The sequence below is a fragment of the Olivibacter jilunii genome (assembly GCF_900607235.1).
Classification (GTDB): domain Bacteria; phylum Bacteroidota; class Bacteroidia; order Sphingobacteriales; family Sphingobacteriaceae; genus Olivibacter; species Olivibacter oleidegradans.
The window spans coordinates 383,259-409,082 of sequence record NZ_LR027852.1; the positions used below are offsets into that span (position 1 = coordinate 383,259).

Annotated in this window: 16 protein-coding genes; 9 read left to right on the forward strand and 7 right to left on the reverse strand. The window is 42.0% G+C overall.

The annotated features are described in order from the left end of the window. The 6 genes from E0E36_RS17825 to E0E36_RS17850 all read right to left on the reverse strand — a co-directional run bounded on the left by E0E36_RS17825 (position 1) and on the right by E0E36_RS17850 (position 8,583). Positions 1–3,099, reverse strand: a complete 3,099-nt coding sequence (locus tag E0E36_RS17825) for a SusC/RagA family TonB-linked outer membrane protein (RefSeq protein ID WP_130857144.1) — start codon at positions 3,097–3,099, stop codon at positions 1–3. 542 nt (positions 3,100–3,641) lie between these two features. Further along, positions 3,642–4,415, reverse strand: a complete 774-nt coding sequence (locus E0E36_RS17830) for a DUF6620 family protein (RefSeq protein WP_130857145.1) — start codon at positions 4,413–4,415, stop codon at positions 3,642–3,644. 44 nt (positions 4,416–4,459) lie between these two features. Continuing rightward, positions 4,460–5,269 carry a hypothetical protein gene (locus tag E0E36_RS17835; protein ID WP_130857146.1) on the reverse strand — a complete coding sequence of 270 codons (810 nt, stop codon included), beginning with the start codon at positions 5,267–5,269 and terminating at the stop codon, positions 4,460–4,462. An 11-nt stretch (positions 5,270–5,280) separates the two neighbouring features. Next, complete coding sequence (locus tag E0E36_RS17840) at positions 5,281–5,511, reverse strand: hypothetical protein (protein WP_130857147.1); 231 nt, start codon at positions 5,509–5,511, stop codon at positions 5,281–5,283. A 13-nt stretch (positions 5,512–5,524) separates the two neighbouring features. After that, a complete protein-coding gene (locus E0E36_RS17845) occupies positions 5,525–6,535 on the reverse strand; it encodes an SPFH domain-containing protein (protein WP_013665905.1) in 1,011 nt (336 codons plus the stop codon). A gap of 230 nt (positions 6,536–6,765) precedes the next feature. Next, positions 6,766–8,583 (reverse strand): helix-turn-helix transcriptional regulator, encoded by a 1,818-nt coding sequence (locus tag E0E36_RS17850; RefSeq protein ID WP_130857148.1) that lies wholly within the window; start codon positions 8,581–8,583, stop codon positions 6,766–6,768. Between the two features lie 352 nt (positions 8,584–8,935). On the opposite strand from E0E36_RS17850, the gene E0E36_RS17855 reads away from it, so the two are divergent. The 8 genes from E0E36_RS17855 (at position 8,936) to E0E36_RS17890 (ending at position 21,081) form a co-directional block, all read left to right on the forward strand. Beyond that, the gene (locus E0E36_RS17855; protein WP_130857149.1) at positions 8,936–9,838 is read left to right on the forward strand and encodes an alpha/beta hydrolase family protein; all 903 of its coding nucleotides are present in this window, start codon (positions 8,936–8,938) and stop codon (positions 9,836–9,838) included. A gap of 390 nt (positions 9,839–10,228) precedes the next feature. After that, entirely contained in the window at positions 10,229–11,335 is a 1,107-nt protein-coding gene (locus E0E36_RS17860; protein WP_130857150.1) for a bile acid:sodium symporter family protein, read from the forward strand. Positions 11,336–11,358: 23 nt separating this feature from the next. Next, a complete protein-coding gene (locus E0E36_RS17865; protein WP_130857151.1) occupies positions 11,359–12,312 on the forward strand; it encodes an RraA family protein in 954 nt (317 codons plus the stop codon). 30 nt (positions 12,313–12,342) lie between these two features. After that, positions 12,343–13,623, forward strand: coding sequence for a mandelate racemase/muconate lactonizing enzyme family protein (locus E0E36_RS17870; RefSeq protein WP_041387356.1), 1,281 nt, complete (start codon positions 12,343–12,345; stop codon positions 13,621–13,623). Between the two features lie 21 nt (positions 13,624–13,644). Next, positions 13,645–15,156, forward strand: a complete 1,512-nt coding sequence (locus E0E36_RS17875; protein ID WP_130857152.1) for an aldehyde dehydrogenase (NADP(+)) — start codon at positions 13,645–13,647, stop codon at positions 15,154–15,156. 129 nt (positions 15,157–15,285) lie between these two features. Beyond that, the gene (locus tag E0E36_RS17880) at positions 15,286–16,140 is read left to right on the forward strand and encodes a fumarylacetoacetate hydrolase family protein (protein ID WP_130857153.1); all 855 of its coding nucleotides are present in this window, start codon (positions 15,286–15,288) and stop codon (positions 16,138–16,140) included. 196 nt (positions 16,141–16,336) lie between these two features. Further along, positions 16,337–19,537 carry a SusC/RagA family TonB-linked outer membrane protein gene (locus tag E0E36_RS17885; RefSeq protein WP_013665913.1) on the forward strand — a complete coding sequence of 1,067 codons (3,201 nt, stop codon included), beginning with the start codon at positions 16,337–16,339 and terminating at the stop codon, positions 19,535–19,537. A 5-nt stretch (positions 19,538–19,542) separates the two neighbouring features. Next, positions 19,543–21,081 carry a SusD/RagB family nutrient-binding outer membrane lipoprotein gene (locus tag E0E36_RS17890; RefSeq protein WP_013665914.1) on the forward strand — a complete coding sequence of 513 codons (1,539 nt, stop codon included), beginning with the start codon at positions 19,543–19,545 and terminating at the stop codon, positions 21,079–21,081. 54 nt (positions 21,082–21,135) lie between these two features. On the opposite strand, the gene E0E36_RS17895 is transcribed toward E0E36_RS17890, so the two are convergent. Next, positions 21,136–25,185: a hybrid sensor histidine kinase/response regulator transcription factor gene (locus E0E36_RS17895; RefSeq protein ID WP_130857154.1), complete on the reverse strand. Its 4,050-nt coding sequence runs from the start codon at positions 25,183–25,185 to the stop codon at positions 21,136–21,138. A gap of 496 nt (positions 25,186–25,681) precedes the next feature. Between E0E36_RS17895 and E0E36_RS28205 the strand changes: the two genes are divergently transcribed. After that, positions 25,682–25,813 carry a hypothetical protein gene (locus E0E36_RS28205; RefSeq protein ID WP_256377660.1) on the forward strand — a complete coding sequence of 44 codons (132 nt, stop codon included), beginning with the start codon at positions 25,682–25,684 and terminating at the stop codon, positions 25,811–25,813. The last annotated feature ends 11 nt before the right edge of the window (positions 25,814–25,824 follow it).

Consider the following 25,824-nt stretch of genomic DNA (forward strand, 5'->3'; position numbering starts at 1 on the left):
TTAAAATTTAACGTTTAAACCAAAAAGCCAAGTACGAGTAGGGGGGGTGTCAACAGGCAACTCTTCTTCATCTGAATTAAAATCGATTCCTTCCGGATCAACCCCTTGATGTTTATTGATATAAGAAGAGAAAATCAAAGGTTGCTGAGCACTTACATAAAGGCGAAGTGATTCGGCACCAATTTTAGACGCCCAGCTTTTTGGAAAGTTATAACCAAGATTGATATTCCTTATTTTAAGGAATGAACCACTAAAGTAGGCCATACTAGTATTATAAACGGGCCGCTCTTGGTTTTGGTTGGGCCTTGGATAAGCATTTGTCGGATTATTGGGCGTCCAATAATCTACGTTTAAGTTGTTATACCTGCCAAACAACGTGTTATGTACTTCATGAAAGGTACTATAGATCATATTACCTAAATTAAAATAAAGGAAGACGGATAGATCAAAACCGTGGTAGGCGAAACGATTGGTCAAACCGCCTGTAAGCGTGGGTCTATTATTCCCTAAGATAATACGGTCTGAATCATTGATCACGCCATCCCCATTTTGATCCTTGACTTTAATCTCTCCCGGTACCCTTCCGTATTGGGCGGCCTCATCCACTTCATTGCTTTGCCAAATGCCAATTTTTTCAAAATCATAATAAACTTGTATAGGATGGCCAATAAACCAACGGTTTCCAACATCATCTTGCTTCCCCCCGTACAGTTCGGTGATACTTTCTTTATTCGTAGCGAAGTTCAGGTCGGTGTTCCAGCTAAAACCTTTCTCATCCTTGGGTTTGATGTTCACGGAAGATATACTAAATTCGAAACCGGTGTTTTTTGTTGACCCGACATTTTCCATAATGGATCCATAGCCGGATGTAAAGGGAAGCTGTCTTTCCATCAATAGATCACGCGTCTGCTGCGTATAGAATTCAGCTGCTCCGGTGATACGGCCACCCAGCACGGCATAATCTAAACCAATATTGAACTGACGGGTGGTCTCCCATTTCAAGTTGTCATTTCTCAATTGGTTTGGTCTGAAACCAAAACCGGCCGTCTCATCAAAAGCGTAAGTCGTCCGTTGCAAGAGCCCTTGTGTTCCATACGGATCTATACCTGTATTACCTGTTTCGCCATAGGAAGTCCTAAGTTTTAGTAAATCGAAAACGTTATTACCTTCCATGAAGGACTCATTGCTTATTGTCCAACCCAAAGCGACAGAAGGGAAGAAACCGTAACGGTGATTTCTTCCGAAACGAGACGACCCATCTATACGAGCGGTTACAGTGGCCAAAAATCGATCATCGAATATATAATTGACGCGTCCCATGTAGGATACAATGTCCCAGCGTTGGAAATCACTTCCCGTACCCAAGATTTCTTCCGCTGCACCGAAATTAAAATATTGCATTTCCTCCACCGGAATACCTCTTACACTGATATCGGTTGCTTCGAATTGCCGATGTTGCAAGCCAAATAAGCCTGTAAGTTCCAGTGCGTGTTTTTCGGCAAATGTTTTATTGTATTTCAAAATGTTCTCCAGCGTATAGTTGAAAACCAGGTCCTCATTTCCTTGTGCGGCAGCAGTACCTCCCAGACGGGCATTCGTATACCTTCCTTGAAAATCGCCAACCCGATTTTGAATAAGATCCGGGCCAAAGTTCAAACGGAAAGTAAGTCCTTCAGCTAAGGTTGCTTCTCCGTAAATGCTGCTAAAAAGACGCATGCGTTTGTTTTTGTTGAGTAGGGCCCCCGGTACCAATTCACTCAAAGGATTACTCCGTAATCCATCTGTTGTTGGCCGAAAGATCAGGTTGCCTTGATCATCATAGGGAACACCTAAGGGGTTTTCCAGTAACGCATCGTCATACGGATTTAAATCTTGTCCGTTGGTAATACTGTAGTTACCGAGCATCGAAGTACCAATACGTATCCTATCACTGATCTGGTGATCTAAGTTCACCCGCATCGCATAGCGGTTAAAATCTTGTATAGGTATAATTCCCTTGTCTTTCATGTAATTGAAGCTGACATTGAAGCGCGTCTTCTCCGAGCCTCCTAGAATACTTAAGGAATGATTCATGCTATGGCCTGTCTGCAACATGAGATCTTGATAATCGGTGCTCCGTCCCTGTGCAATAGACGCCAGCTCCACGGCGTCGAATAAACCGGGCGTATTTTGATCGGCGTTTGGATCACTGTCATCGTAGTTACCTGTTGCCCGTCGTGATTCTCTTTTAAATTCAGCAAACTGTTCGCCGTTCATCATGTCGATCTGCTTATACGCACTGGAAAAGCCAAACCAATTATCGTAGCTTACTGTCGTTTTTCCCACTGTTCCCCGCTTTGTGGTTATAATTACCACACCATTGGCTCCCCGGGAACCGTAGATAGCAGTAGCAGAGGCATCCTTTAGCACTTCCATCGAAGCGATATCCTGGGGTGGAATATCCTCCAAACCTCCGGTAATGGGAATTCCATCGATGACATATAGCGGATCGTTACCGGCAGAAAATGAACGGTTTCCGCGGATACGAACCGTAGCAGCACCCCCAGGCTTATTGTTTGTATTGGTTACAAAAACACCTGCAGCCCTTCCTTGCAAAGCCTGTGACGGTTGTGTTACGGGCACTTCGGCAATGGACTGTGCACTGACTGAAGACACCGCTCCGGTTACGTCCTGTTTTCGTTGGCTACCATATCCAACTACGACCACTTCGTCCAAGGCTGTGTCGTCATCTGGCTTGAGTGTAATTATAATTTGTTCTGCTTGTCCCTCCCGAAGCATTTGTTCTGTCGGTTCATAACCTATAAAGGAGACCACCAATACATCAGACGCTGCACTGGATTGGATAACAAATGCACCGTTTTCATTCGTAGAGACTTTTTTGGTACTTCCTTTGATGGCAACAGTAGCGCCTGGAAGCGGTTTCTTGTTTTCATCGAGCACACGGCCCTTAATTTCCCGTTCTTGGAAGTCTTTCGAAAGGGCGAGTATTTCCGATGTTTTGGCTACTGTGATCGAACTTGGCAGTAACCACGGGGAATACAGCAGAGACATGAGTAAAACTCCCCGCCTCAGTTGTGTTTTAGCTAAACTGTTTTTCATTGAATCATTTGTTTTTGTTTATAATCGTTTGGCTTCTTCAGTTGCCTGACAGGCATAGCAATACAGCCAGGTGATCGAATAACCTTTACATGTGCACTATTTAGAGAATAAACTCCTCGGAAAGAAACTTAACTCTTCTGTGATCGGTTCTATAACAGGTAAGACCTGTTAGCGTGGTTCTTTGGAGTGATATCGAACAATACAGAGCAAGATACATCTTCAATAATCGATTCAACGACTTTACGGCTCATAATTAATCTATTTAAGTTACATTTAAGATTGGTAGTAATCAGTTATAATCCGAGCGAAGCCTGGCTTCATCAGAACTACTTATTGATAATCAACGGCAAAATACGGTGAATATGTTTTGAATGAAGGGCAAAACGGCCTGTTTTTTTACGATAACGTTATCGTAAAAAATAAGCAGATAAAAAGTAGCGGTTTAAATGAATGCCCTGGCAAGAAGTAAAAAACCAGGTAGGTTGAAGGCTATAATTTATCTTCCGGATCTAACAAAAAGTTAGATCCGGAAGATAGAAGTTCTAGAACTTAATGTCGTCTACAATGCCGTTTGCGCCTGATTCACTCGAAAATCGTTCACTGTATTCCTTCTTTTTTTGGTCTTGATAATCTATCATTTGAGCCATAATATTAAAATCGTTCATCCATTGTGTACCTGCACTGTTAACTTGTGATACCGTTAGACCGAGTTCATCAATGAGCCATTGGGCACCGTCTATTCCATTGTCGTAGGCTGCCTGCATAGCCCCTTGAATTTCAAAAAAATAATACTTGTCCGTTTCCAGACGTTGAAGATTAGCCTTCGCAGTTTCTGATTCCACTTGTGTAGCGGGCGCGTTATCAGGCTGAAGTACGCCAAGTTTCTCATGTTCTTTTACCATACCAAAATATTTGGAATAAACACTAACTACGTTAAAGGATTTGTCATCTCGCATCCGATTATTCCAAGTGACTTGTGCCTCATCCCACATGGGTCTTTCTATGCCAAGGGCACGACAAATCTGTTCTTCGGTACAACCCTCTCCGAGCTTTGCGGCACCTACGGCATAGTCGAATATCGTAACGCCATGCACGGGTTGTAGTTGCGGATCATTCGGGTCTTCTGTTGCGGTGTTCATGGTTGAATAACCCGCCGAAGCCGCGCCTGTGTCAAAAGCTTTCTGATAATTGCCTTGCATATACGCATCAAACAAGTCTTTGTTATTATTGGTGTTTGAATTTTGCTGTTCTGTCACCGCTTTCTTCGCCATATCTTCCAGATTGTCGGTGAGTCCTTTGAAAAGTTTCTTAAACATGGTTATTGAATTTTGATAATTAAAAATTGTTTGATTATCTACTGTTATCTAAATTGCTCGAAGCGCTCATAATCGCTTAATAGGCGATCATAAAAATTCTGATGTTGAGCAGTTAGGCCGGGTAGTATACGATTCATTTCATCTATAAGCGCCTGAAGATATAGTTGATACTTCTCTTTGGCGCTGTCTGTACCAAATGCACGACGATGCTCTTGATAACGCTCATAGAGCTCATTGCAACGCAGCTCAGCTAATGGGCGCGCTAAATGTTCCACCAAACGAACTTGGGTGCCTGGATCAAAGGTGTTTTGTGTTCGACAATAGGGGCAAGCGATATAGGTTGCTGTAAAATAGAATGTTGAAATTTCCAATTTACCTCCGCATTGTTTGCAATGAAAATGATCTTTATAATGTGTATATGTTTTCATGATATCAGCATACTCTTTTTCCAGATCGCGTTCGCTTATCTGGTCAAAGGCGGAAGTCATCATGTTCAGAACGCCAACGTGCCAGTCGTTAAAAATCTGGGAGATTTTGACCAATTCCATAGTTGACACTTTGGGTATAACCTCCTCTTGATAGGTATTAGACCCTTTTTGTATAATGGCGGTGAATTGGGCTATCATACCCGCCTTAAATTGTAAAAAGCTTCTTTTAAAAGGATCTTTGTCTGCATCAGCAATGCGTTGTCCGGATACCTGTATTTCCGAATGCATTTCTTCTGCTCTTTGGTATAGTTTACCCAAAAATGTTTGTAACCTTTGAACTAAGGATGTGTCGGCGTCAACGTCATTTGCGGTATTTGTGTTGGTAGTACTACTTTTGTTCTTTTTATAAAGATTGAAAAAGTTCATCACAGTCTTGTTTATTTTGAATTGTCGTGATCCTTTAGATGAATCCCATTACTTAGTTTTTGCGTTAAAAATTCAAATCCACAGTAGGCACATCGGGTAAGACCATCCTCTTTGGCCCTTCCGCTTCCACAATTCGGGCAGATAATAATTGTTACGCCTGCCTCTTTTTCAGTAAATTTTTCCCGTTTCTGTTGAAGGGCAAGTTGTTCCATGCGTTCAACAATTGATAGCGGTTTCTCCATATAGAATTGTTGTTTACAACTTGGATAGTATTTCTGCTTTTTTTGCTTTATACTCGTCTTCGTCAATTAAGCCACTTTCGAAAAGAGTTTTAATCTTTTTCAATTTCACGACCGATTCATCTTGCGTTTCGGAAGAGTTTACGGTGTTGTCTTGTGAGTTTATTTTCGAATTTGTTTGATTTTGCTGCGTTGCCTGCATTTGTCCCATTAATATGCCCATTGCAATTCCCTGTTGTGCCCCTTGCTGAGCAGGGCTGCTTTCTTGGCTAATAGCAATCGCGGTATTGAATTTTTGGAATCGATCTACGTCACCGCTTACCATATTCATACCCGTTACTTTATCATAATATTGGGTAACTTCATCGGGCAAGGTAGCGGACGTAACGGTAAATTGAGTGATTTCTATACCAAAAGTTTCAAAATATGGCTGAATCAGTGGGGCGATTTTTTTATTGAGTAAGGAAATATTGCCAGCAATGTCTAATACAGAAATATTAGAAAGTGCTAAAGCTTCACCAAACTGGGGAGCAATAAAATCACGGAGTTGTCGCTCAAACTCAAAGACCGTAAGCTGGTGATAAGTACCTGCATATTCTTTAAAGAATCTTGTAATGTCTGTAATACGTACATTATATGTGCCAAAGGCGCGAATTCGTACCTGCCCGAACTGCGCATCGCGTAGCATGATAGGCGCTGGAGTACCCCATTTTAGATTCACAAATTGTTTGACAGAGAAATAATAAACATCCGCTTTGAAGGGGCTCTCGAATCCATATTTCCACCCTTTAAGGCGTGATAACACAGGAACGTTTTGCGTATGGAGTGTATAAGTGCCCGGCATAAAAACATCAGCAATAGTTCCCTCGTTTATGAATAAAACTGACTGACTTTCGCGTACAAGTAGCTTAGCGCCATTTTTTATTTCTTTGTCTCCATCAGCAATCTTCCACATCATCATATTGGGATCCTGTTCGGCCCATTCAACGATTTCTAAGAAGGGTAATTTCGACGTTGGATTGCTCATTTTCTGTTTTATTTAAAAGGTCTATTGGTTTTCACCATTTTAATCCAGTGTTTTTTAACGGGGCGATACCAAAGCTACCGCTGACAACCCTATTTCAAAAGTTAAGAACGTTGCAAAGTAACTACATGTTGCAAAAGTAGCGACTACAAAGTGACTACAAGGTTAATTGTCTTTGCGTTAAATGATTGGTAATAAGGATGATGTGTTTGTTTCTTGCCAAACAATAGCACCTAGCTCAATTCTTGTAAGAAGCGATCTAGATCGGTGTCTTTGTCCAATCCGATTTTTTGTTTGATGCGGTATTTGCTCACGCGTACGCTTTTAGGTTCAATATAAAAAGCCGCGGCAATTTCTTTCGTGTTTATTTGGAGCCGTAAGTATGCGCAATGTTTCAGTTCAAGAGGGGTGAGCTTATCATTGGACATTTCTTTTAGTTTACTAAAAAACGCAGGGTTGATGCTTTCAAACTCTTTGGCAGATCGCTCAACAGTTTCCTCCAAGCGCATCTCTTCCTTGATGATTTTTTCTACATAACCCCTGTTTTGTTCCGTTTCCAGTTTTTGTAGCTTATCTTTCATTTGAAGGAGGAGGCGGTTTTTGCGCTCAATTTGCAATGCATCAGCCATGGCTTCTTTCTGCATCTGGTCTTTTTGTAATAATAAGAGTTGCTGTTCGGCTTGTAAACGCGCTTGCTCTTCTGCCTGCATTTTCAATCCGAGCTCGGCATTACGCTCGGCCTCCTGTTTTTCTTGTTGTAGACGTCGAGATTTTTCTTCCTGTAGTTTTGTTTTGCTTTTAAAGGAGTTTACCAATAAGCAGATACTAATCACTAAAAGAAGACAAATACCAGTTAATAAAAGGTTTTGTGTCCTCTGACTGTCCGCCTTCTGAGCGGCTATTTTTATATCCTCTGATAGTTTACTGTTCTCATACTGCGCCTCCAGTTTTTTTGCTTGGAGCATCTTTCGCTCATCAAAGATTTTGTTAGTAAAAACTTCTTTTTTCTTTTGATAGAATAAGGCTTTTTTGAAATCTCCTCTTTTAGCGTATAAATCACTGAGTCCTTGTGCTACATTGGAAAACGTATAATACGAAGGAGTTGCCGCTTTTGTGAGCTGGGTATAAGAATCCATTAAATAAGTCTCAGCGAGTCGGCTTTTACCTTGTAAACTGGCTATTTCTGCCAAAAGACCGTTTACATTGCCGGTAATCGTGTAGTTTTTATCAGAAGCTTTTGCAAGCTTTTTGGCAATATCTGCATAAAAAAGAATACTGTCCTGAGTAGATTGCTTATGGAGCGGCTGGTATTCAAAGAAATAATTAGCCAGATTAATATTAGCTATCGAATAAGTACGGACACCTACCTGCTCCGGCGATTTTTTATAAACGCTTGCCGATTTATGAAGATACAACTTCATGCTATCCAAATATTGGCGCTTCTTTGTCTTTTCATAATGAAATTGCATCGCTGTAGCATAGGCAGTATATGCATTGGCAAGCATCTCATTGTCGGCATTTTCCCTTGCCGTAAGAATGGTAAGTTGTGCATACTTTTTACTCAATACCTCATCATCCCAACTGGAATAAACACCATATAAGATGTAATAAGCTCGGGATTTTAGCGAGTAATCCCAATTTTTAGCTAGTTTTAGGGCTATTTGGGCATTACTTACGGCCAAGTCCCCGATGTCGAGGTAATTATAATAGGTTGCAATTGCAAGATACCCGTAAGCTTCTACCGTTCTATTCTTGATGCGTTGGCCGAGCTGTAAGCATTTATTTGCATACTCCTTAGCCTTACTATAGTCGGCATTCACAAGATATTGCTTGCTAAGTTCTGTATTAAGTTTAGCTAACAGAACCGGATCCTGTGGATGTCCTTTCAGTTGTTCGGCTTCTTTTAAGGTGCTAAGATTCAGATCGTAATTGGCCTTTAAACGAGCTGTATACGCTTTTTTTAAATACTCGGCGAGCGAATTTTCCTGCGCGGATAGACTAAGTAAAAAGCTGCAAAGCAATGTCCACAAAAAAATGCATCGTTTTATCATTTAGGGCTATCTTCTCTATTAGAATAACTGAGTTTTTGAAACAAATTGGCATTGCCATTAATTGAAATCGAGCTCTGCCGCGTTTAAATATAAACAAACTTAGATAAATTGCTCAAATATGCAATATAGCCTTGCATATTAAAGCGATTTGACAATTCGTTAAAAAAGACCGCTTATTGATCTTAAATTAAACATTTTTGCTAAAGGTTTAAACAATACTCGCCAAAGTGCTCAATCACCATTGTTATCTTTAGCTAGCTAATACGTGACCTTGATAAAGAGGCCTTTGTATAGGATGAAATTTTAAGTTGAGCAAGCAACAATTACCATTATAATATAAATAAACTAAAGTATGAAACAATTAAAAAAAATGTGGACAATGATCGTGGTGTTAGCCATCTTTAGCACGGCGAAAACATCTTTTTGTCAAGTAATCAATATAAGAACTGTCGAACAGGGGGGGACAGGAAGGTATAGCGCAGTGATGATTACAGAAGCGTCGTTGCCAACGCATACCATCTTTAGACCGAAAGATATGCGTATATTTAATGAAAGGAATAAATTGCCGATCATTGTTTGGGGTAACGGTGCCTGTTACGATTCTCCTTGGGAACATATAAACTTTTTAAATGAAATCGCTTCCCATGGCTTTTTAGTTATTGCCATTGGTACCATGCCCAAAGAAACAGGGGAACAGGTAAAGCGTAGTTCACAATCATCAAAACTATTGGATGCGATTGACTGGGCCATTACGCAAAACGATAAGGAGAAGAGCCCTTATTATAATAAATTGGATACAACCGAAATAGCTGTAAGTGGTATGTCGTGTGGAGGTCTGCAAGCATTAGAGGTTGCTGACGATCAGCGTGTTACTACACTAGTTGTCTGCAATAGCGGTATTTTTGACGATCCGAAGGAAGGGATGCCCGTGCTTCCGGTGTTAAGTAAAGATCAGCTTAAGAAAATACATACGCCCACTCTCTACTTGTTAGGTGGTGAATCAGACATCGCTTATCAGAACGGAATGGATGATTTTAAGCAAATCAATCATGTACCTGTTTTTGTTGCAAACATGGACGTCGGACATGGCGGAACGTATAGCCGACCTCATGGCGGCGAATTCGCATGGGTGGCAACCAATTGGTTCAAATGGCAGTTAAAAGACGACCGTGAAGCAGCCAGGTTATTTACGGGCAATCCATCAGGGCTTTCTAAATCACCTGCCTGGACAATAGACAAGAAGAATATGCCTTAATTGTTAAGGAATAATTTTGTTTCCTTCTTTTACAACAAAACAATTTCTTGCGATTTGAATACAATGGTTTTAATCGTGCCTTTTAAGCCTGTTTAAGCGATTCTTTTATTTTAATTGTTTGATTTACAATTATTTGATTTTTATGTAACATTTAAAGGCCTTTTTGTAACATAAATTTTCAGCCTTTTCTTTTTTCTTAAGTACAATTGCCTAACAATTATAGCTGAATGCCATAAATTACAGCAAGGGTATTCTTTTCCTAATTATAAACCAATATCAAGGAGGTACTATGGGACCATAAGTAACGCTTTCATTTAAGAAGGTGCACCGATATGAATAATGCTCGTGTGCCTTAACTAGCTATTTATCATGACAATCAATTAAAATCACATGACAAAAAAAGGCATACCCATCGTGTTCTTTATTATAGGATGTCTCTTCCTATCAGCATTTCTTATTGCAACCCTGAAAGGGTCTCATAGCTTCGGCGGCTGGCTGCTGATGGGTTTTTTTCTCTCAGTCGCTTTTGGACTGCGTTATTATTCCTTGTTAAAAGGCTATTCTTTTACCGTAATGATATTTGCTGCAGTGAGCGTATCGATGTATTATCCGCAATTTTTTATCCGTGTAGGAGATTTTCGTCTTTCAGCGCTTATCGTGCCGCTCATGCAGATTATTATGTTTGGAATGGGGACAGGGTTGAGTGTAAAAGACTTTGTCGGTGTTGTTAAAATGCCTAAAGGTGTAATTGTAGGAGTACTATGTCATTACATGGTAATGCCCCCGGTAGCTTTTGCCATTACCCGTATCTTCAATTTCCCCGCAGAAATAGCGGCCGGAATCATTTTGATTGGCAGCTGTCCAAACGGATTAGCTTCTAATGTGATGACCTATTTAGCGCGCGCAAACCTCGCGCTTTCCGTGACGCTCACCGCTGTCTCGACGCTGTTGGCGCCCCTAATGACACCCTTATTTATGCAGTTGCTTGCGGGGCAGTATGTATCGATTGATTTTTGGGATATGGCTTGGGATATTACCAAAATTGTCATCATACCTGTATTGGCTGGATTGTTATTTAATCGATTTCTACACGGGAAAGCGAAGTGGTTAGATGATATTATGCCTGTATTATCCATGGCTGGTATTGCACTGATCATCATTGTGATTACCGCTGCTGGCCAAAAGGACCTGTTGATTGTCGGGCCTGCCTTGGTGTTGGCGATGCTCTTGCATAACACGAGCGGGTATGTGCTTGGTTATTGGCTTGCGCGTTTGTTGCGGATGGATGAAAAGGACTGTCGCACAATTGCAATCGAAGTTGGTTTGCAAAATGCGGGCTTAGGGTCGAGTTTAGCCTTGGCAATGGGTAAGTTATCTACGGTTGGCTTAGCATCTGCCGTATTCTCACCAATTATGAATATTACGGGCTCGTCACTTGCCTTATGGTGGCGTTCACGCCCCCTGAAGAATCGGCGTACCGAAATTGACAATCAATAACAAACCTTTAAACAAAACAGTTTATGAAGCACTTTAGCATATTAATACTGACAGTTTGTGTGAGCATCTTTCAGGGACATTCCATCTTTGGACAGCAAATCAGCAAAGGGGAACTAATCTTTTTAACACCGGAATGGCAAGGCGAGCGTTTTGAGGACGGACGTCCAAAAGTTTCCGACGAACTTTTAGATCGCATGAAATTGGTTACCCTAGAAGAAGCTTGGGCTGTATTACGCAATGAAAACTATAACTACCAGTACGAGGACGGTTGGTTGAGCATCAATCCGGATAGCGTGTTGGTTGGTAGAGCGGTGACTGCCGTTTTTGTTCCGGGACGACCGGATATCCATCGTGCGATTGATGAACGTGGACATAATCAGGATGGTCGGATAAAATCGCAAAACTCCTGGACAATAGACCTACTTACTAAGCGAGATGTGTATGTGGTTGATCAATTTGGTGCCCATATTGATGGCCCAACAGTAGGAGACAACTTAGGTAACTCCATTTATGCAAAAACCGGAAATGGTGTAGTGTATGATGGCGCGCTACGTGATATCGGAGGTTTAAAAGAGATCGGTGCTTTTACCTCATTCTACCGATCATATCACCCTTCTCATCACCTTAATGATCCAAAGGGGCGATTAAATACCACCTTAGTGGGAATAAACATACCTACTCGGATTGGTAAAGCAACCGTTATGCCTGGAGATGTGGTGCTGGGTAGGGATGGAGGAGTTATATTTATTCCACCCCACTTGGCCGAGAAGGTTGTCCGTACTTCTGAAGTGGTTCGTTTACGTGATATGTTTGGTCATCAACGCTTACGCGAGCAGAAATATACCCCTGGTGAGATTGATACGCGTTGGTCGGACGAAATAGAAAAGGATTTTTGGCAGTGGCTTGATGCGAATGCTGATAAACTTCCCGTACCTAAAGAACAGATAAATGAACTACTCAAACAGCGCACTTGGTAGGCGCCTTATTCACCTTAATTTTAAATAACGATGTCAAATAAAACAAGAAGAGCTTTTTTTAAAAAAGCCATGGTAATGGGAGCTGCCTTAAGCCCTTTATCGGATACTTTCGGAAGTGCACTCCTGCAATCGGCGGAACGATCGTCAAGAGAATCGGCGCCCTCCTCCCTTAAAATTACCGGAGTAGCATGCGCCTTTATAAGGTATGGTTCCGGGCTTTTTGTCAAAATAAAGACGGATCAAGGTATTTATGGTTGCGGAGAAGGGGTTGATGCGGTGCCAGGGACCTATCATTTCGTAAAATTGCTCGAGCGCAGACTCGTTGGGAAAAACCCACTTAATGTACACAGGATTTTTGAGGATCTGCGGAAATCAGGCATCTTTCAGGGTGCTCAGGCAGGGATGTACATCGCTGTTTTATCTGCCATTGAAACGGCACTCTGGGACATTACTGGAAAGGCGCTCGGCGTGCCGGTATATCAATTGCTTGGTGGCAAATTCCGAGATAAAATACGTGTGTATTGCGATACGGCGCTTTACCAGCAAAATTTACCAACACCGCAAGATTTTGCGAACGCAGCTTCCAAAGCTAAAGAAATGGGTTTCACAGCGATTAAATTTGATCTTGATCAAGGAAATGATCCCAATAAATACGATCAGTATAACTGGACAGCTAGTCCTAAAGAGTTACAACGTATGGTCGATCAGGTGACCGCGGCTCGTGAAGCTGTTGGTCCGGATATTGATATCTGCTGTGATATGCATGGACGTTACGATTTGGTTACCGGGCAGCAAGTGGCAAAACGTTTGGAACATTTAAATCTCATGTGGCTGGAAGAGCCTATACCTGCCGAAAATGCGGAGGCTTATAAGCTTATTGCCGATAGTACATCGACTCCTATCTGTGCGGGTGAAAATCTCTATCTGGCTTATGGTTTTAGGCGCTTACTTGAGCTGGGTGCAGCGGATATCATTATGCCGGACCTTCAAAAAGCAGGGGGGCTTGGAGAAGGTCAACGAATTGCTAACTTGGCCAATCTTTATTACGTTCCATTTGCTCCGCATATGGTGGCGTCTTTCTTGGGGGCAATGGCCTCATGCCATGTCTGCGCATCGGTACCGAATTTTATGATTTTGGAATGGCAGAGCTACTTTCATACCGACCCAATGTTTAAGGATATTGTCACTTTTGACGGATCGATGGTAGAAGATGGCTTTATCAAACTTCGGGAGGTTCCCGGTATCGGTGTAGATATCAACGAGGAAGGGATGAAAAAATATGCCACGCCCGATTATCCCTTTTTTACTTAGTATAAAAAAACCGATTGTATTATGGATACATTAGATGCTGTTAATCATTACAGACCAAAGGACTGGGCAGCAGTAGAACAGGATATCGAAAAAGCGGCTTCCGCATTTGAGGTTTACCGATGTTTGTCAAATCAGTCGAGAGAGGGTTTCCTTCGACAGATCGCCATAGAACTTGCTAATGACCGCGAGAAGTTAATAGAAACCTGTAGTCGGGAATCTCATCTTCCTGAGGTTAGGCTCCACGGTGAATTGGATCGGACCTTATTTCAAATTCAGCTGTTTGCAGATCTGCTAAAAGAAGGATCTTGGGTCAATGCTATTATCGATACGGCTATTCCCGATAGGACGCCTGTTGCAAAACCGGATATTCGACAGATGCAGGTTCCGCTAGGACCGGTTTGCGTTTACGGGGCAAGTAATTTTCCTTTCGCATTCTCAGTAGCAGGTGGCGACACGATCTCGTCACTGGCTGCCGGTTGCCCGGTGCTCTATAAAGTTCATCCAAATCAACCGCAAACCGCGCAGCTAACCGCTGCATGTATCGCAAAAGCAGCACATAAGACAGGAATGCCTGACGGTGTTTTTGCCTCTTTATGGCTTACATCGCAAGCTATTGGAATAAAGATCGTGAGCCATCCTTCAGTCAAAGCAGTCGGTTTCACGGGTTCTTATACAGGTGGTATGGCTTTATACGAAGCTGCTACGCGCCGCGCTGCTCCGATCCCTGTTTACGCAGAAATGAGTAGTATTAATCCTGTGTTTCTATTACCGGGTCGATTAGCTGAACAGGGTGAAAAAACAGCGGCGATGCTGGCCGCATCCAATCTGCTTGGAGCTGGGCAATTTTGTACGAATCCCGGATTGCTCGTGTTGATTGATTCGGAAGATACGGCGAAATTTTTGAAATTTTATGCTGAGGAGCTTCAAGGACAATCGTTGCATCGTATGTTGAGTGCTGGCATTTATCAAGCTTATTGCGAGGGTATAGCACAGTTGAAAGCTGCAAAAGGAGCTTTTGTACTTGCTGGTGGAAACGCAGAAGTAACGGATACCGAACAACCGGTGCCAACTGCGGTCCAAGTCAGTGGTAGCAATTTCCTTTCGCAGGCTTTATTCAGCAAGGAGTACTTTGGCCCGGCATCCATATTGGTAATTGCAGCAAACGAAGAAGAATTTCTACAAATTGCCGCTTCGTTAAGCGGACAGCTAACAGTTAGCGTATGGTGCACGGAGGAGGATACCAAAAACTTTAATAGACTTTTTCAGGTGTTGGAACAAAAGGCTGGCCGACTGATTATCAATGGTGCTCCAACGGGTGTGGAAGTGTGCCATGCTATGGTACACGGGGGGCCATTTCCAGCCACCACGGACGGCCGGAGTACCTCGGTTGGCACACAGGCAATTTACCGGTTTACACGGCCTGTTTCCTATCAAAATTATCCGCAATCTTTGTTGCCGACAGCGTTGCAAAACAAAAACCTGGAGTCTATTTGGCGCCATGTAAACGGACAGCTAACGAAAGCCGACATTTAATGTTGATAACACGTATTGCTTATGAAATATCCATGTGGCACAGCTTACTCGAATACCGGCGAAAATAAAGTGGATATTCCACCTGCCTGCCGGTAGGCAGGTATGGCCTTTAAAGATAAATATTTACATATGAACCTCTATAAAACGAAAACAGAAAACATATTGAAGGTAGACAATAGTTATCATGTCATACCTGGCAACTGGGATCAGTTGATCAATAGACAGAATCTCTATGGCTATTTGAAATCACAGCTTAACACCGCACCCGCAATAGCAGAAGGAAAGGCTAAAAACTTATTGGAGGAAGGTGTTTTGCCGCCAATAGGTTCGCAGGAAGTCTGGGCAGCGGGTGTCACTTATTTAAGAAGTATGGAAGCAAGGATGGAAGAAGCGAAGGATTCCGGTGGGGCCGACCTGTATGATCGGGTATATCATGCCGAACGACCTGAGCTGTTTTTTAAAGCCTTCCCACACAAAGTCTCCGGACATAAGGGAGCTGTCAGTATCAGGAAGGACTCCGTATGGAACGTTCCCGAACCCGAACTGACCTTGTTCATTAATTCATATGGAACTATAGAAGGTTACACTGTTGGGAATGATATGAGCTCGCGTAGCATTGAGGGAGAAAATGCTCTGTACCTGCCACAGGCAAAGGTTTATGACCGAAGTGCTGCACTGGGGCCTTGTCTGTATATTCCTGCTTCACCGTTAGACCCTGGTACATTAATCGAAATGGATATCTTAAGGGAAGGAAAACTGATGTTCCGCGATTCGGTGGCAATAAGCCGAATAAAACGCCCCTTGACAGAGCTCGTGTCCTATCTTTACAGGGAATCTACATTCAAGGACGGCAGTTTTCTCATGACAGGTACCTGTTTAGTGCCCCCAAGTGATTTTACACTACTTCCGGAAGACGAAATTCTTATTACAATTGAACCGATTGGAACGTTGCGTAATACGGTTGCGTATAACCCATCCGTTTAGCACATAGTATCTTATTATTTTACTTAGGCAATTCGTGGTTTCTGATTTTATAAGTGTCAAAACGATACTTAATAAAACGACCACCTGCCTCCGTAATTAGCAAAGCATAAACCTCATTGAATCAATCTTAAAGGATCTCCTCTTTTTGTTTGTCCTTCTAGGTTAAACCTCCACAATATTATAAACCAATTTAAAAATGATGAATAACAGTAACATTAAACAAAGAAACCGACTTCCTATAGGGGATAGGGTGTCGGTTTTTCTCAAGGTGCTCACCATGGTGGGCATGATGGGAATTATTCCTGCCTTTTTGCAGGGACAAGAAAAACCGGTACGCGGTCAGGTAAGGGATTCTGAAAGTACACCCTTGGAAGGAGTTACCGTACAGGTTAAGGGCACCCGAACCGCAACGGCGACCAATGCAAATGGCAATTTCAGTATCAACGCATCCAATGGCGATATTTTGGTGTTTTCATTGATCGGATACCAGCCACGGGAATTAACGCTGCAGAACCAAATGGTAGTTAACATACAATTAACCGCCGAATCAAGGAGCATGGAGGAGGTTGTCGTTACAGCGCTTGGGATTAAGAAAGAATCAAAGAAACTAGGTTATTCGGCGGAGACGGTTAAACGCCAGGATTTGCTACAGAACAGAACAGTCAATGTAATGGAGTCTTTGGAAGGCAAGGTTGCTGGATTGGATATATCTCCGCCAGCTGCCGGTGCCGGATCCAGTACTAAAATACGCTTACGGGGGCAATCAGCGTTTGCGGGTGCTGCAAACTCTCCTCTCATTGTGATCAATGGACTACCGATGGATCAGGGAGCCCGTAGTTCGAACGGATGGCAACCAGCTTACGATCTCGGCGATAACATGCAGCAGATTAACCCGGACGATATTGAAAGTATGACTGTCTTGAAAGGTGCTACGGCTGCAGCGATATACGGCTCTCGAGCTGCTAACGGTGCAATTATTATTACCACGAAAAATGGTCAACGTGATCAAGGGATAGGTATCGAATATACGTCAAATTTCACGGTTAATAGCGTGTTGGACTTTACTGATTTTCAACAGGAATTCGGCCAGGGACAGGGTGGACAGCGACCTACGGATGTGGGTAGCGCTATTTCAACAGGTATGTTAGGCTGGGGGAGTAGGATGGACGGAGAGCCAATTGTCAATTTTGATGGGGTTATGCGTCCGTACGCACCAAACCCAAATCGCATCAAGGAGTTCTACAGGGATGGTACAGTGTTCACTAATACCGTTGCGTTGTCAGGGGGGAGTGATAAAGGTAATTTCAGAGCATCTTTTTCCAATTCAGGCGCAAAAGGCATTACCCCCGCACCCGATAATCGGTATACGAAACGCATCTTCAATTTGGGTCTAAATCACGATCTAACTAAAAAGCTGCATTTCTCCTTCAACGCGAATTACACAAAAGAGAATAATGAGAATCCACCACAAGTCGGGGCACAGGGGCCGGGAGCACCCAACTTTCTCACCCGAATGTCTACATCTATCCCGCTTGCAGCCTTTCGGGAGAGCGCAGTTGCCGAAAATGGAACCGAGCGACAGACGTCCGGATTTCAAGGCACCTTATTGAACCCCTATTTTGCCAAAGGCAGGGAGTTTATCCTAAACGATCGGGATCGCTTTCTCGGAACAGCAACCTTGCGATATGATGTTATGGATTGGTTATATGTGCAAGGAAGATATAATTACGATTATTCCGTTTCTAAGCTTGAATTTAATACGCCTACCGGAAGAGGAACTTCTACACCATTTAACAATAACGGGCAAGGACCAGGTTTTAATGGGATGTATCATATTGAGCAGGCGAAAGGTACCGAAATAAATACAGACTTTCTTGTAGGTGCAAGTAAGGAATTCGGCGATTTTTCAATTGATTTAAGCGTCGGGGGAAATATTTTTAAACGCGATGTCGGAACTTTTATTGATGAAGTAGAGGATTTTACGGTTAGGGACCTCTATTCTATTCAAAACGGCATTAATAAAACGATTAATAACTATACCATCTTTCGTGATCAAACCAATTCGCTCTACGCATTTGCAGAATTCGGGTATAAAGGCATGCTATACGTTAATTTGACAGGTCGGCAGGATTGGTTTTCCGTGTTGAACCCAGAGGCGAACAGCGAGTTTTATCCATCGGTATCCGGTAGTTTCATTTTTTCTGAACTAATGAAGGAGCAGTCGTGGCTTTCTTATGGTAAGCTAAGAGGATCATGGGCCCAAGTAGGTAGTGCTAATGGAATCCCTCCTTTTTCCAACCATCTTTTTTATGATATATTACCTAATCAGTTACATGGAAGGACATTGGGTACCATATTAGGTACGCGCTCGCCGAATGCGTTATTGAGACCTTTCAGTGTCGAAGAACGAGAACTTGGTCTTGAGTTGAGGTTCTTTGATAGCCGGTTAAGTTTTGATATCGCTGCTTATGAAAAAGTGACAACCGATCAGATTTTACCCGTACAAATTTCGAATGCCTCAGGTTATACAGATACGCAGCAAAATGTCGGTTCGCTGCAAAATCGGGGTATGGAGTTTATGTTAGAAGTAATCCCTGTGAAGCGGGATAATTTCCGATGGACAAGTTCCTTCAACGCATCATTAAATACTACGAAGGTGCTGTCTATCGCTCCCGGTACTGACCGATTTGTAGCTCAACGTTTCGAAGGAAATGAATTTATTGGAGCCTTGGTGTATGAGGTAGGATTACCCTTGAATCAGCTGTCAGCCAATACCTATCTAAGAAACGAAAATGGGGAAATACTTTTGAATGATAACGGACGTCTGCTTCAGGGACCGGTTGTAAATTTTGGAAGCGCCCTTCCAAAATGGGTTGGTGGTTGGACCAACACCTTTACCTATAAGAACCTGAGTCTTTCCATGCACTTCGATTTCAAAGCGGGAGGAAAGGTTTTGTCCTCAAGCGCCTTGAACGGCTTGCGACAAGGGCACACCAAGGCATCACTGATTGGTCGCCGCGAAGGCGAAAATGGTGTTGTATTTGATGGTGTGTACCGGAATGGCGAAAAAAATACAATTGCAGTTAACCCTCAAGACTTTTATACGGATTATCGCAACCTACAGATTGCAGATCCTTTTATTTTCAAATCTGACTTTATTAAGTTCAGAAACATTGCGCTAACCTATAACTTAAGTGACTATGTGAAAAATAAATTCGGTTTCATCAAAGGTCTTACGTTGACGGCTTCGTGTCGAAATGTCGCACTTTTATATAAGGACTTACCAGACTATGATCCCGAGGCGTTCGCCTCTTCGGGCGACAATCGAGTGGGGTATGAGCAAGCAACCGTGCCCACGACACGAAATTATGCTTTCAACTTAAACATTATATTCTAACCATCATGAAAAAGATAAAATATTTAACCCTTTTAGGAACGATATGTTGGGCGTTAAGCGGGTGCGATAAGAATTTTGAAACAGTAAATACCAACGAATATGGAGTAACCAATATCGATCCGGCCCTGTTGTTTTCCAATGCCGAAAGGTTAACTCATGTTGGCGCTTGGGAAGGCGAGCAAACCATTGTTCAACAGTTTGTGAATGCATATAACCTGGGCGCCACAGCAGGTTTCAATTTCAATGAAGACAATAACAATTTCAATATCCCAAAGTGGAATAGTTGTTATGAGAATGCGGTTAAATTGTTAGTTGAAGCCATTCAAATAGCGCAAGAGATGCCAGCGCGAGTCAATTTGATGAGCATGATGCGCATATGGAAAGCTTATGTATTTATGACCTTGGTGGATACTTATGGGGATGTACCATATAGCGAGGCCGGAAAAGCCTATCAGCAGATTATTTTTTACCCAATTTACGATGACGACAGGGCAATCTATGAAGACCTTTATAATGAATTGAAATCCGCTATTGCGAGTATGGACCCGGCAGCTGATTACGTTACTGAAGATTTTTTCTATGGAGCCACGGGCTCAGCTGCAGCACAAGTTGCAAAATGGCAACGTTTGGGAAACTCGTTATTGTTGCGACTTGGAATGCGCTATACAAAAGTTGATCCGGAAAAAGCCCGCTCAATCGTGCAAGAGGCGGTTGATGGTGGTGTGATGCAATCGAATGAGGATGATGCCTATATGGTCTTTACAAATGCCTACAACAGTACACTTAACGATGGGCCGGTTGTGAATGCCTACTATTATTACTTGGCGGAACCCTTCGTCAATCAATTAAAGTCCACCGAAGATCCCCGCGCTAAGTATATTGCGGGTAAATATGCGGACCCGAATGCCGTACTTAGTTCGGTACCCGACGTAACGCTTGCTAACCAGTTCGGATTTCCTGTCGGTTATGATCAAAATAACGTGGCTCAACATCCAAATTTCCGTGGTCGGGCAGGTACAGGCTTTAATTATTCACAGCTTAATTATGCTATTATCGGCAATCCATTCGCGCCTCTTTTTTATATCACGCATTCGCAAACAAAATTGTTGATGGCCGAAGCGGCCCATCGTAATTGGATAAATGGTTCGGCACAAGCCTATTATGAAGAAGGGATTCGTGCCAGCATGGATCAGTGGTCGCTCTATCCAAACACACCTGATAACGCGATTAGCGAGCAGGAAAAGGAGAGCTATATTAATCATCCGCAAGTTGTATTTAACACAGCTAATGCATTGGAACTTATCAATACGCAATATTGGATCTCCAATATAGGAAATGGAACCGAATCCTTTGCAAACTTTCGAAGGAGTGGTTTTCCAGCATTGACACCTAATCGATATAATAATAACCTTAACGGTGGTTTTGTAAGGCGCATGGCTTATCCAGACGATGAAATGTCAGAGAATCCAACGAATTATCAAGCTGCGGTTGCTGCCATGGGAGGCGATAATTTATCGGTTCGCGTATTCTGGGACATCGAATAAAAATATACGTCATCAGACTTGCAGCGTTTATGCGAAGTCTGATGACGTTACATATTACGTATTTTTCTGCATGGCAAACTCCTTGGGTACGAGGCCATAAAGCGTCTTAAAGGCAAGCGAGAAACTATTAACATCGTTGTATCCAACGGCATAGGCTACTTCAGATACCGTTAGTTTTTTAGAGCTTAGTAAAGCGGCTGCCTGTTTCAGACGGATGCTTTTTATCAGGTCTTTGGTTGTTAAATGTGTAAGTTCTTTCAATTTTCGATGTAGGTGCACTCGGCTAATGCCAATTTCAGATGCAATCATTTCCACACTTAAAGAAGGATTAGCGATGTGCTCTTCAATTAGTTGGTGCACTTTCTCTAATAATTTCTCATCCGAGCTCTTCAGATTGACTTTTGAAATATAGGTGCCTTGCAAATGTGCCTCACGTTCATTAACACGAACAATCTCCCGGTTTCTAAGTAAACTCTTAATGTTTTCAGTCAGAACATCCATATTAAATGGTTTAACGATATAGAGGTCTGCCCCCAGTCCCAAACCCTGTAATTGGTGATTGTCTTCGCCTTTTGCTGTCAGAAGTACAATCGGTACATGATGCGTCAGCGGATTTTCACGTATTTTTTTGCAAAGGATCATTCCATCCATAATAGGCATCATAACATCGCTGATTACCAAGTCAGGAACCGCATTTAACATACTTTTATAAGCGTCTTCGCCATTGGCATAGGTGTTAACCAAATAAGCCGGAGAAAGCTCTCGTCTCAAAAACTCACGGATATCAATATCATCATCTACAACAAGGATCCGTTTAGCAGTTTTAGCTATCTTTCTTCTTTTTCCGAAGGGCGAAGTTAATACAAATGGTTGTGGGCGATTGCCAGGCGTATGTTCTTTAATATGTACGGTACTTTCTTGATCCGAATCGAGTGGGATTTCAATGACAAAGGCATAACCCCAATCCGCGATGTTTTCTACACGGATACTCCCTTTATGCATTTCCACCAGCTGCCGTGTTAAGTGCAATCCGATGCCCGTACTATATCCCTGATAAGTTTTTGAATTTTCCGCTTGATAGAAGCAGTTGAAGATACGTTCAAATTCATCATCGTTTAATAGCTGACCTGAGTCAGCGATCTCAATGCGAAGCATTGATGGTATATCCGGCACAGCGCTATGTTTTTTTGTTATAGTCATTCGGATTTTGCCATCATTCGGTGTAAATTTACAAGCATTTGATAGGAGGTTAATCAACACTTTATCAAAATTGCGCGTGTCAACTTGCGCATATATCTTATTAGACTGATTGAATACTTGAAATTTTATCCCTTTAATTGTAAATTCCTCATTGAATAAGGAAGATACAGATTTAACAAAACCGACCATTTCCACACGGGTAATGTTTAAATTCATTTGACCGTTTTCAATTTTTCGAATATCCATTAGTTGGTTGACCAGGTCCAACATCCTTTGAATATTATGGTCGATAATCCGATACAGACCATCATGATTGCTCACCTCTGTTCGGGCTAAAAGTTTCTTTAGCGGGTTTATAACTAATGTTAAAGGAGTTCTGATTTCGTGTGCAATATGTATGAAAAACTGAAGTTTTGCCTCATTGATTTCTTCGGCATGACGATGGGCCAACATTTGTTTTTTAAACCGTTGCCGATTTTGCAACGTTTTAAAAATCCACAAGGCACTAAGTATGGTGAACAATGCGTACAGGATTTTAGCAGGAAAAGATAGAAACCACACTGGATTTATTATAATTTGAGCTTGCTGTATAGGTGAATAAGTTTCATTAACTTTTGCTCGATAGCGCAAGAGATGTTTACCTGTTTCTAAGTGGTCAAAAGTAACACGATTCAAGCCTGGTCTCAGTGTGATCCAATCATTATCATTTATCTGATATTCAAATTGTACGCGTTCGGACTGGCTGAAATCCATGGTTGAAAACTCAACGGTGAAAGAGTTGTCGTTATGTGCTAAATTAAATACCGTAGCCTTTGTAATCACTGTATCAATTATTTGGTATCTACCCGATTTCATCCCTTTTTTTACTGCTTTGTCATGGATGTAAAAATCTACAATATTGACAGACAGTGATTTTGGGCGCACCTCAATTTCCAACGGATTGAAATAAGATATACCGTTTATTCCACCAAAATATAACTCTCCAGCTGTAGAACGTAAGGAGGCCCCTCTTGTAAATTCATTGCCTTGCAGCCCGTCATCTGAATAGAAATTGATGAAACGGTTATCGTGGATGTCCATTTTGGCTAATCCACGATTTGTGCTTAACCAGAGATTACCTTGTGAGTCTATTTCAATCGCATAAACGGTATTACTAGGGAGTCCATGGTCAATCTGATAGTGGCGAGTTTTTCCGGTCTCCATATCTAAACGCATTAGGCCCTTTGAAGTTCCGACCCATAAATTACCTCGTTGATCATCCAACAATGAATATACGACACTACCGGCAAAGAGCTTGTCGGTGCCGAAAGTGGAAATAAAGCTTTCATCACTGAGATCTAAACAGGCCAATCCGTCATAGGTACCAATATATAACTTGTCTGATGGCGCAATAAGTAAGCAATTGATCCAGTTGTTGGGCAGATAACCTTTTCCTAGATAGGGAGTTTTAGACTTGACGAAGCAGAGGTTTTTTATAGCACCGGATTTTTTTTCCAGGCAAAACAATCCTGCACCCATACTTCCGATCCACAATCGGCGCCGTTTATCTTCACAAATGCTGTGAATCAGCTCCACATGATCCCCATTTTTATCCGTTAATCCGGGTATCGCTCGGCAAATACCGGTTCGGCGATTTAAATTGATAAGCCCTTCCTTACTTCCACCTAACCAAAAATCGCCGTCGCTGTCTTCAAATATCGCCATAATAGACGAAGGAGGTTGGCACTGGCTGATGGCTTTATACCGTGTACTTTTCGTACGGTTGCGGTCTAATAGATATAAACCATCGCGATCGGTTCCTACCCATAATCGTCCTGATCGTTCCTCAAGCATGGATGTGACCGCATGATCGCCAATGAAATCTTGTTTGCTGGAACGGCTTCCTATGTAGCTGAATCGGTTTTTATATCTATGTAAAAAAAACACACCTTTCTGAGAGACGCCTATCCATAGATTGCCTGCTTGGTCTTCCAAGATAGCATTCGTCTTAGTAGTAGAAAGACTAAACGTTGTGAACGCCGGATTTAGATCAATCAAGGTATTTGTTTCCGGATGATAGATTTTCATTCCATAGCCCTCTGTTCCTACATAGATGTGATTATCTGCTCCCACATAAAGATCTAAAACGGTCGAGTTTGATAGGTCGGATGAAGGAATCTGATCAAATGTATTGGTTGACTCATTGTAGCGGTGTAGACCACCATTTAATTTACCCACCAATAGTGTACCGTATTTATCCTCACAAATGCTCATAACTACATTTTTTTGACCTTTTTTGTTGGCGAAATAACATTGTCTTTCGTGACCGGAAAATTTGAATAGTCCACGATTTTCCGTTGCAATCCAAAGCTCTTGTCGGTTGTTTTCAAAAAGACGGACAATGAAATTGCTGGGTTCAAAATTTATCAATCGTAAACCATAGGGTTGACCGTTTTTACTACGATGTATTTCAAAGATTCCGTAACCAGAGGTACCAACCAATAATTGTCCGTTTTTCCGTTGCAAAATACATGTTACATGAGGCTCCGAAAGTTTCCCTTTATCGGTCCAAAGTGGTACAGTAAAGAAAGAATCACTTGCTTCATGATAGTACTGCAGTCCGTTCAAGTATCCCACATACATAACACCCGTTGCGTCTGCTCCTAATGTCGTTACCATATCACTTAAGACCGAACCGGGTACGTTTTTGTCGACCCTGTACAACGTGTTCTTAGCACCATCGAAACGATTTAATCCATCCTCTGTAGCTACCCACACAAATCCATTACGGGATTGATGGATGTCAGTTACCATGCTGCTGGATAAACCGGATTCAACTGTAAATAATTTGCCCGATTGCGCTCCAACATTGTTTATCGCTGTAATCAGTATATATATAAGCAGAATTAAATTTTTGATTTTCATCACAATAAAGGGTTATTAGCACTTCCCGGAAAGCTGTCGCCAACGGTCAGCAAGGTGTGATCCGAAAATTTATATAATTGGTTATTTATTCGCTAGTTTGTGGGAAGGTAGTTTCTCCGGTTTGTTTTCTATTCTTCCTATTATCGTACTAACAAAGCTAATAAAGATAGATTTAAAGGGCGAGTAAATTTGTTTAAAATGATAGTAAGTATGTTGAATAGGAATGGTGATCTATTATAGGGGGTGTTGCATATACGTACTAGCCTTTGGAATATTTGTGCAGCATAACCCATGTTAAGTAAAATAAATTCCGTTTAATCCTTCTTTCATTCAGATAGTTTCCTTTTTAAGTAAACGGCCAAGGAAATGTCGATAAAGTGCAATTTTTTATCGAAAATGAACACACATTGCCTACTATCCAATGAGTACATTTGTTTTCACGTAAGTTAAACCATCTAATAAACCATGGAAATACAGAGAAATCGGCAAAACAGGTATGAAAGCATCTAACCTAAGTTATGGTGCGTCTTCTTTAGGGAGGCATTCTTTAAAAGAAAAAAAGGAGATCAATTCAGTAATATTGCCCATCACGGGTTATAAAATTGAATGGTGCGGCCGCGTGGTTTAATAATAAGGATT

What these genes read in the sequence shown, in the direction of transcription:
- E0E36_RS17825 (WP_130857144.1), bottom strand. Translation starts at nt 3,099, where the DNA reads ATGAAAAACAGTTTAGCTAAAACACAACTGAGGCGGGGAGTTTTACTC.
- E0E36_RS17830 (WP_130857145.1), bottom strand. Translation starts at nt 4,415, where the DNA reads ATGTTTAAGAAACTTTTCAAAGGACTCACCGACAATCTGGAAGATATG.
- E0E36_RS17835 (WP_130857146.1), bottom strand. Translation starts at nt 5,269, where the DNA reads ATGAACTTTTTCAATCTTTATAAAAAGAACAAAAGTAGTACTACCAAC.
- E0E36_RS17840 (WP_130857147.1), bottom strand. Translation starts at nt 5,511, where the DNA reads ATGGAGAAACCGCTATCAATTGTTGAACGCATGGAACAACTTGCCCTT.
- E0E36_RS17845 (WP_013665905.1), bottom strand. Translation starts at nt 6,535, where the DNA reads ATGAGCAATCCAACGTCGAAATTACCCTTCTTAGAAATCGTTGAATGG.
- E0E36_RS17850 (WP_130857148.1), bottom strand. Translation starts at nt 8,583, where the DNA reads ATGATAAAACGATGCATTTTTTTGTGGACATTGCTTTGCAGCTTTTTA.
- E0E36_RS17855 (WP_130857149.1), top strand. Translation starts at nt 8,936, where the DNA reads ATGAAACAATTAAAAAAAATGTGGACAATGATCGTGGTGTTAGCCATC.
- E0E36_RS17860 (WP_130857150.1), top strand. Translation starts at nt 10,229, where the DNA reads ATGACAAAAAAAGGCATACCCATCGTGTTCTTTATTATAGGATGTCTC.
- E0E36_RS17865 (WP_130857151.1), top strand. Translation starts at nt 11,359, where the DNA reads ATGAAGCACTTTAGCATATTAATACTGACAGTTTGTGTGAGCATCTTT.
- E0E36_RS17870 (WP_041387356.1), top strand. Translation starts at nt 12,343, where the DNA reads ATGTCAAATAAAACAAGAAGAGCTTTTTTTAAAAAAGCCATGGTAATG.
- E0E36_RS17875 (WP_130857152.1), top strand. Translation starts at nt 13,645, where the DNA reads ATGGATACATTAGATGCTGTTAATCATTACAGACCAAAGGACTGGGCA.
- E0E36_RS17880 (WP_130857153.1), top strand. Translation starts at nt 15,286, where the DNA reads ATGAACCTCTATAAAACGAAAACAGAAAACATATTGAAGGTAGACAAT.
- E0E36_RS17885 (WP_013665913.1), top strand. Translation starts at nt 16,337, where the DNA reads ATGATGAATAACAGTAACATTAAACAAAGAAACCGACTTCCTATAGGG.
- E0E36_RS17890 (WP_013665914.1), top strand. Translation starts at nt 19,543, where the DNA reads ATGAAAAAGATAAAATATTTAACCCTTTTAGGAACGATATGTTGGGCG.
- E0E36_RS17895 (WP_130857154.1), bottom strand. Translation starts at nt 25,185, where the DNA reads ATGAAAATCAAAAATTTAATTCTGCTTATATATATACTGATTACAGCG.
- E0E36_RS28205 (WP_256377660.1), top strand. Translation starts at nt 25,682, where the DNA reads ATGAAAGCATCTAACCTAAGTTATGGTGCGTCTTCTTTAGGGAGGCAT.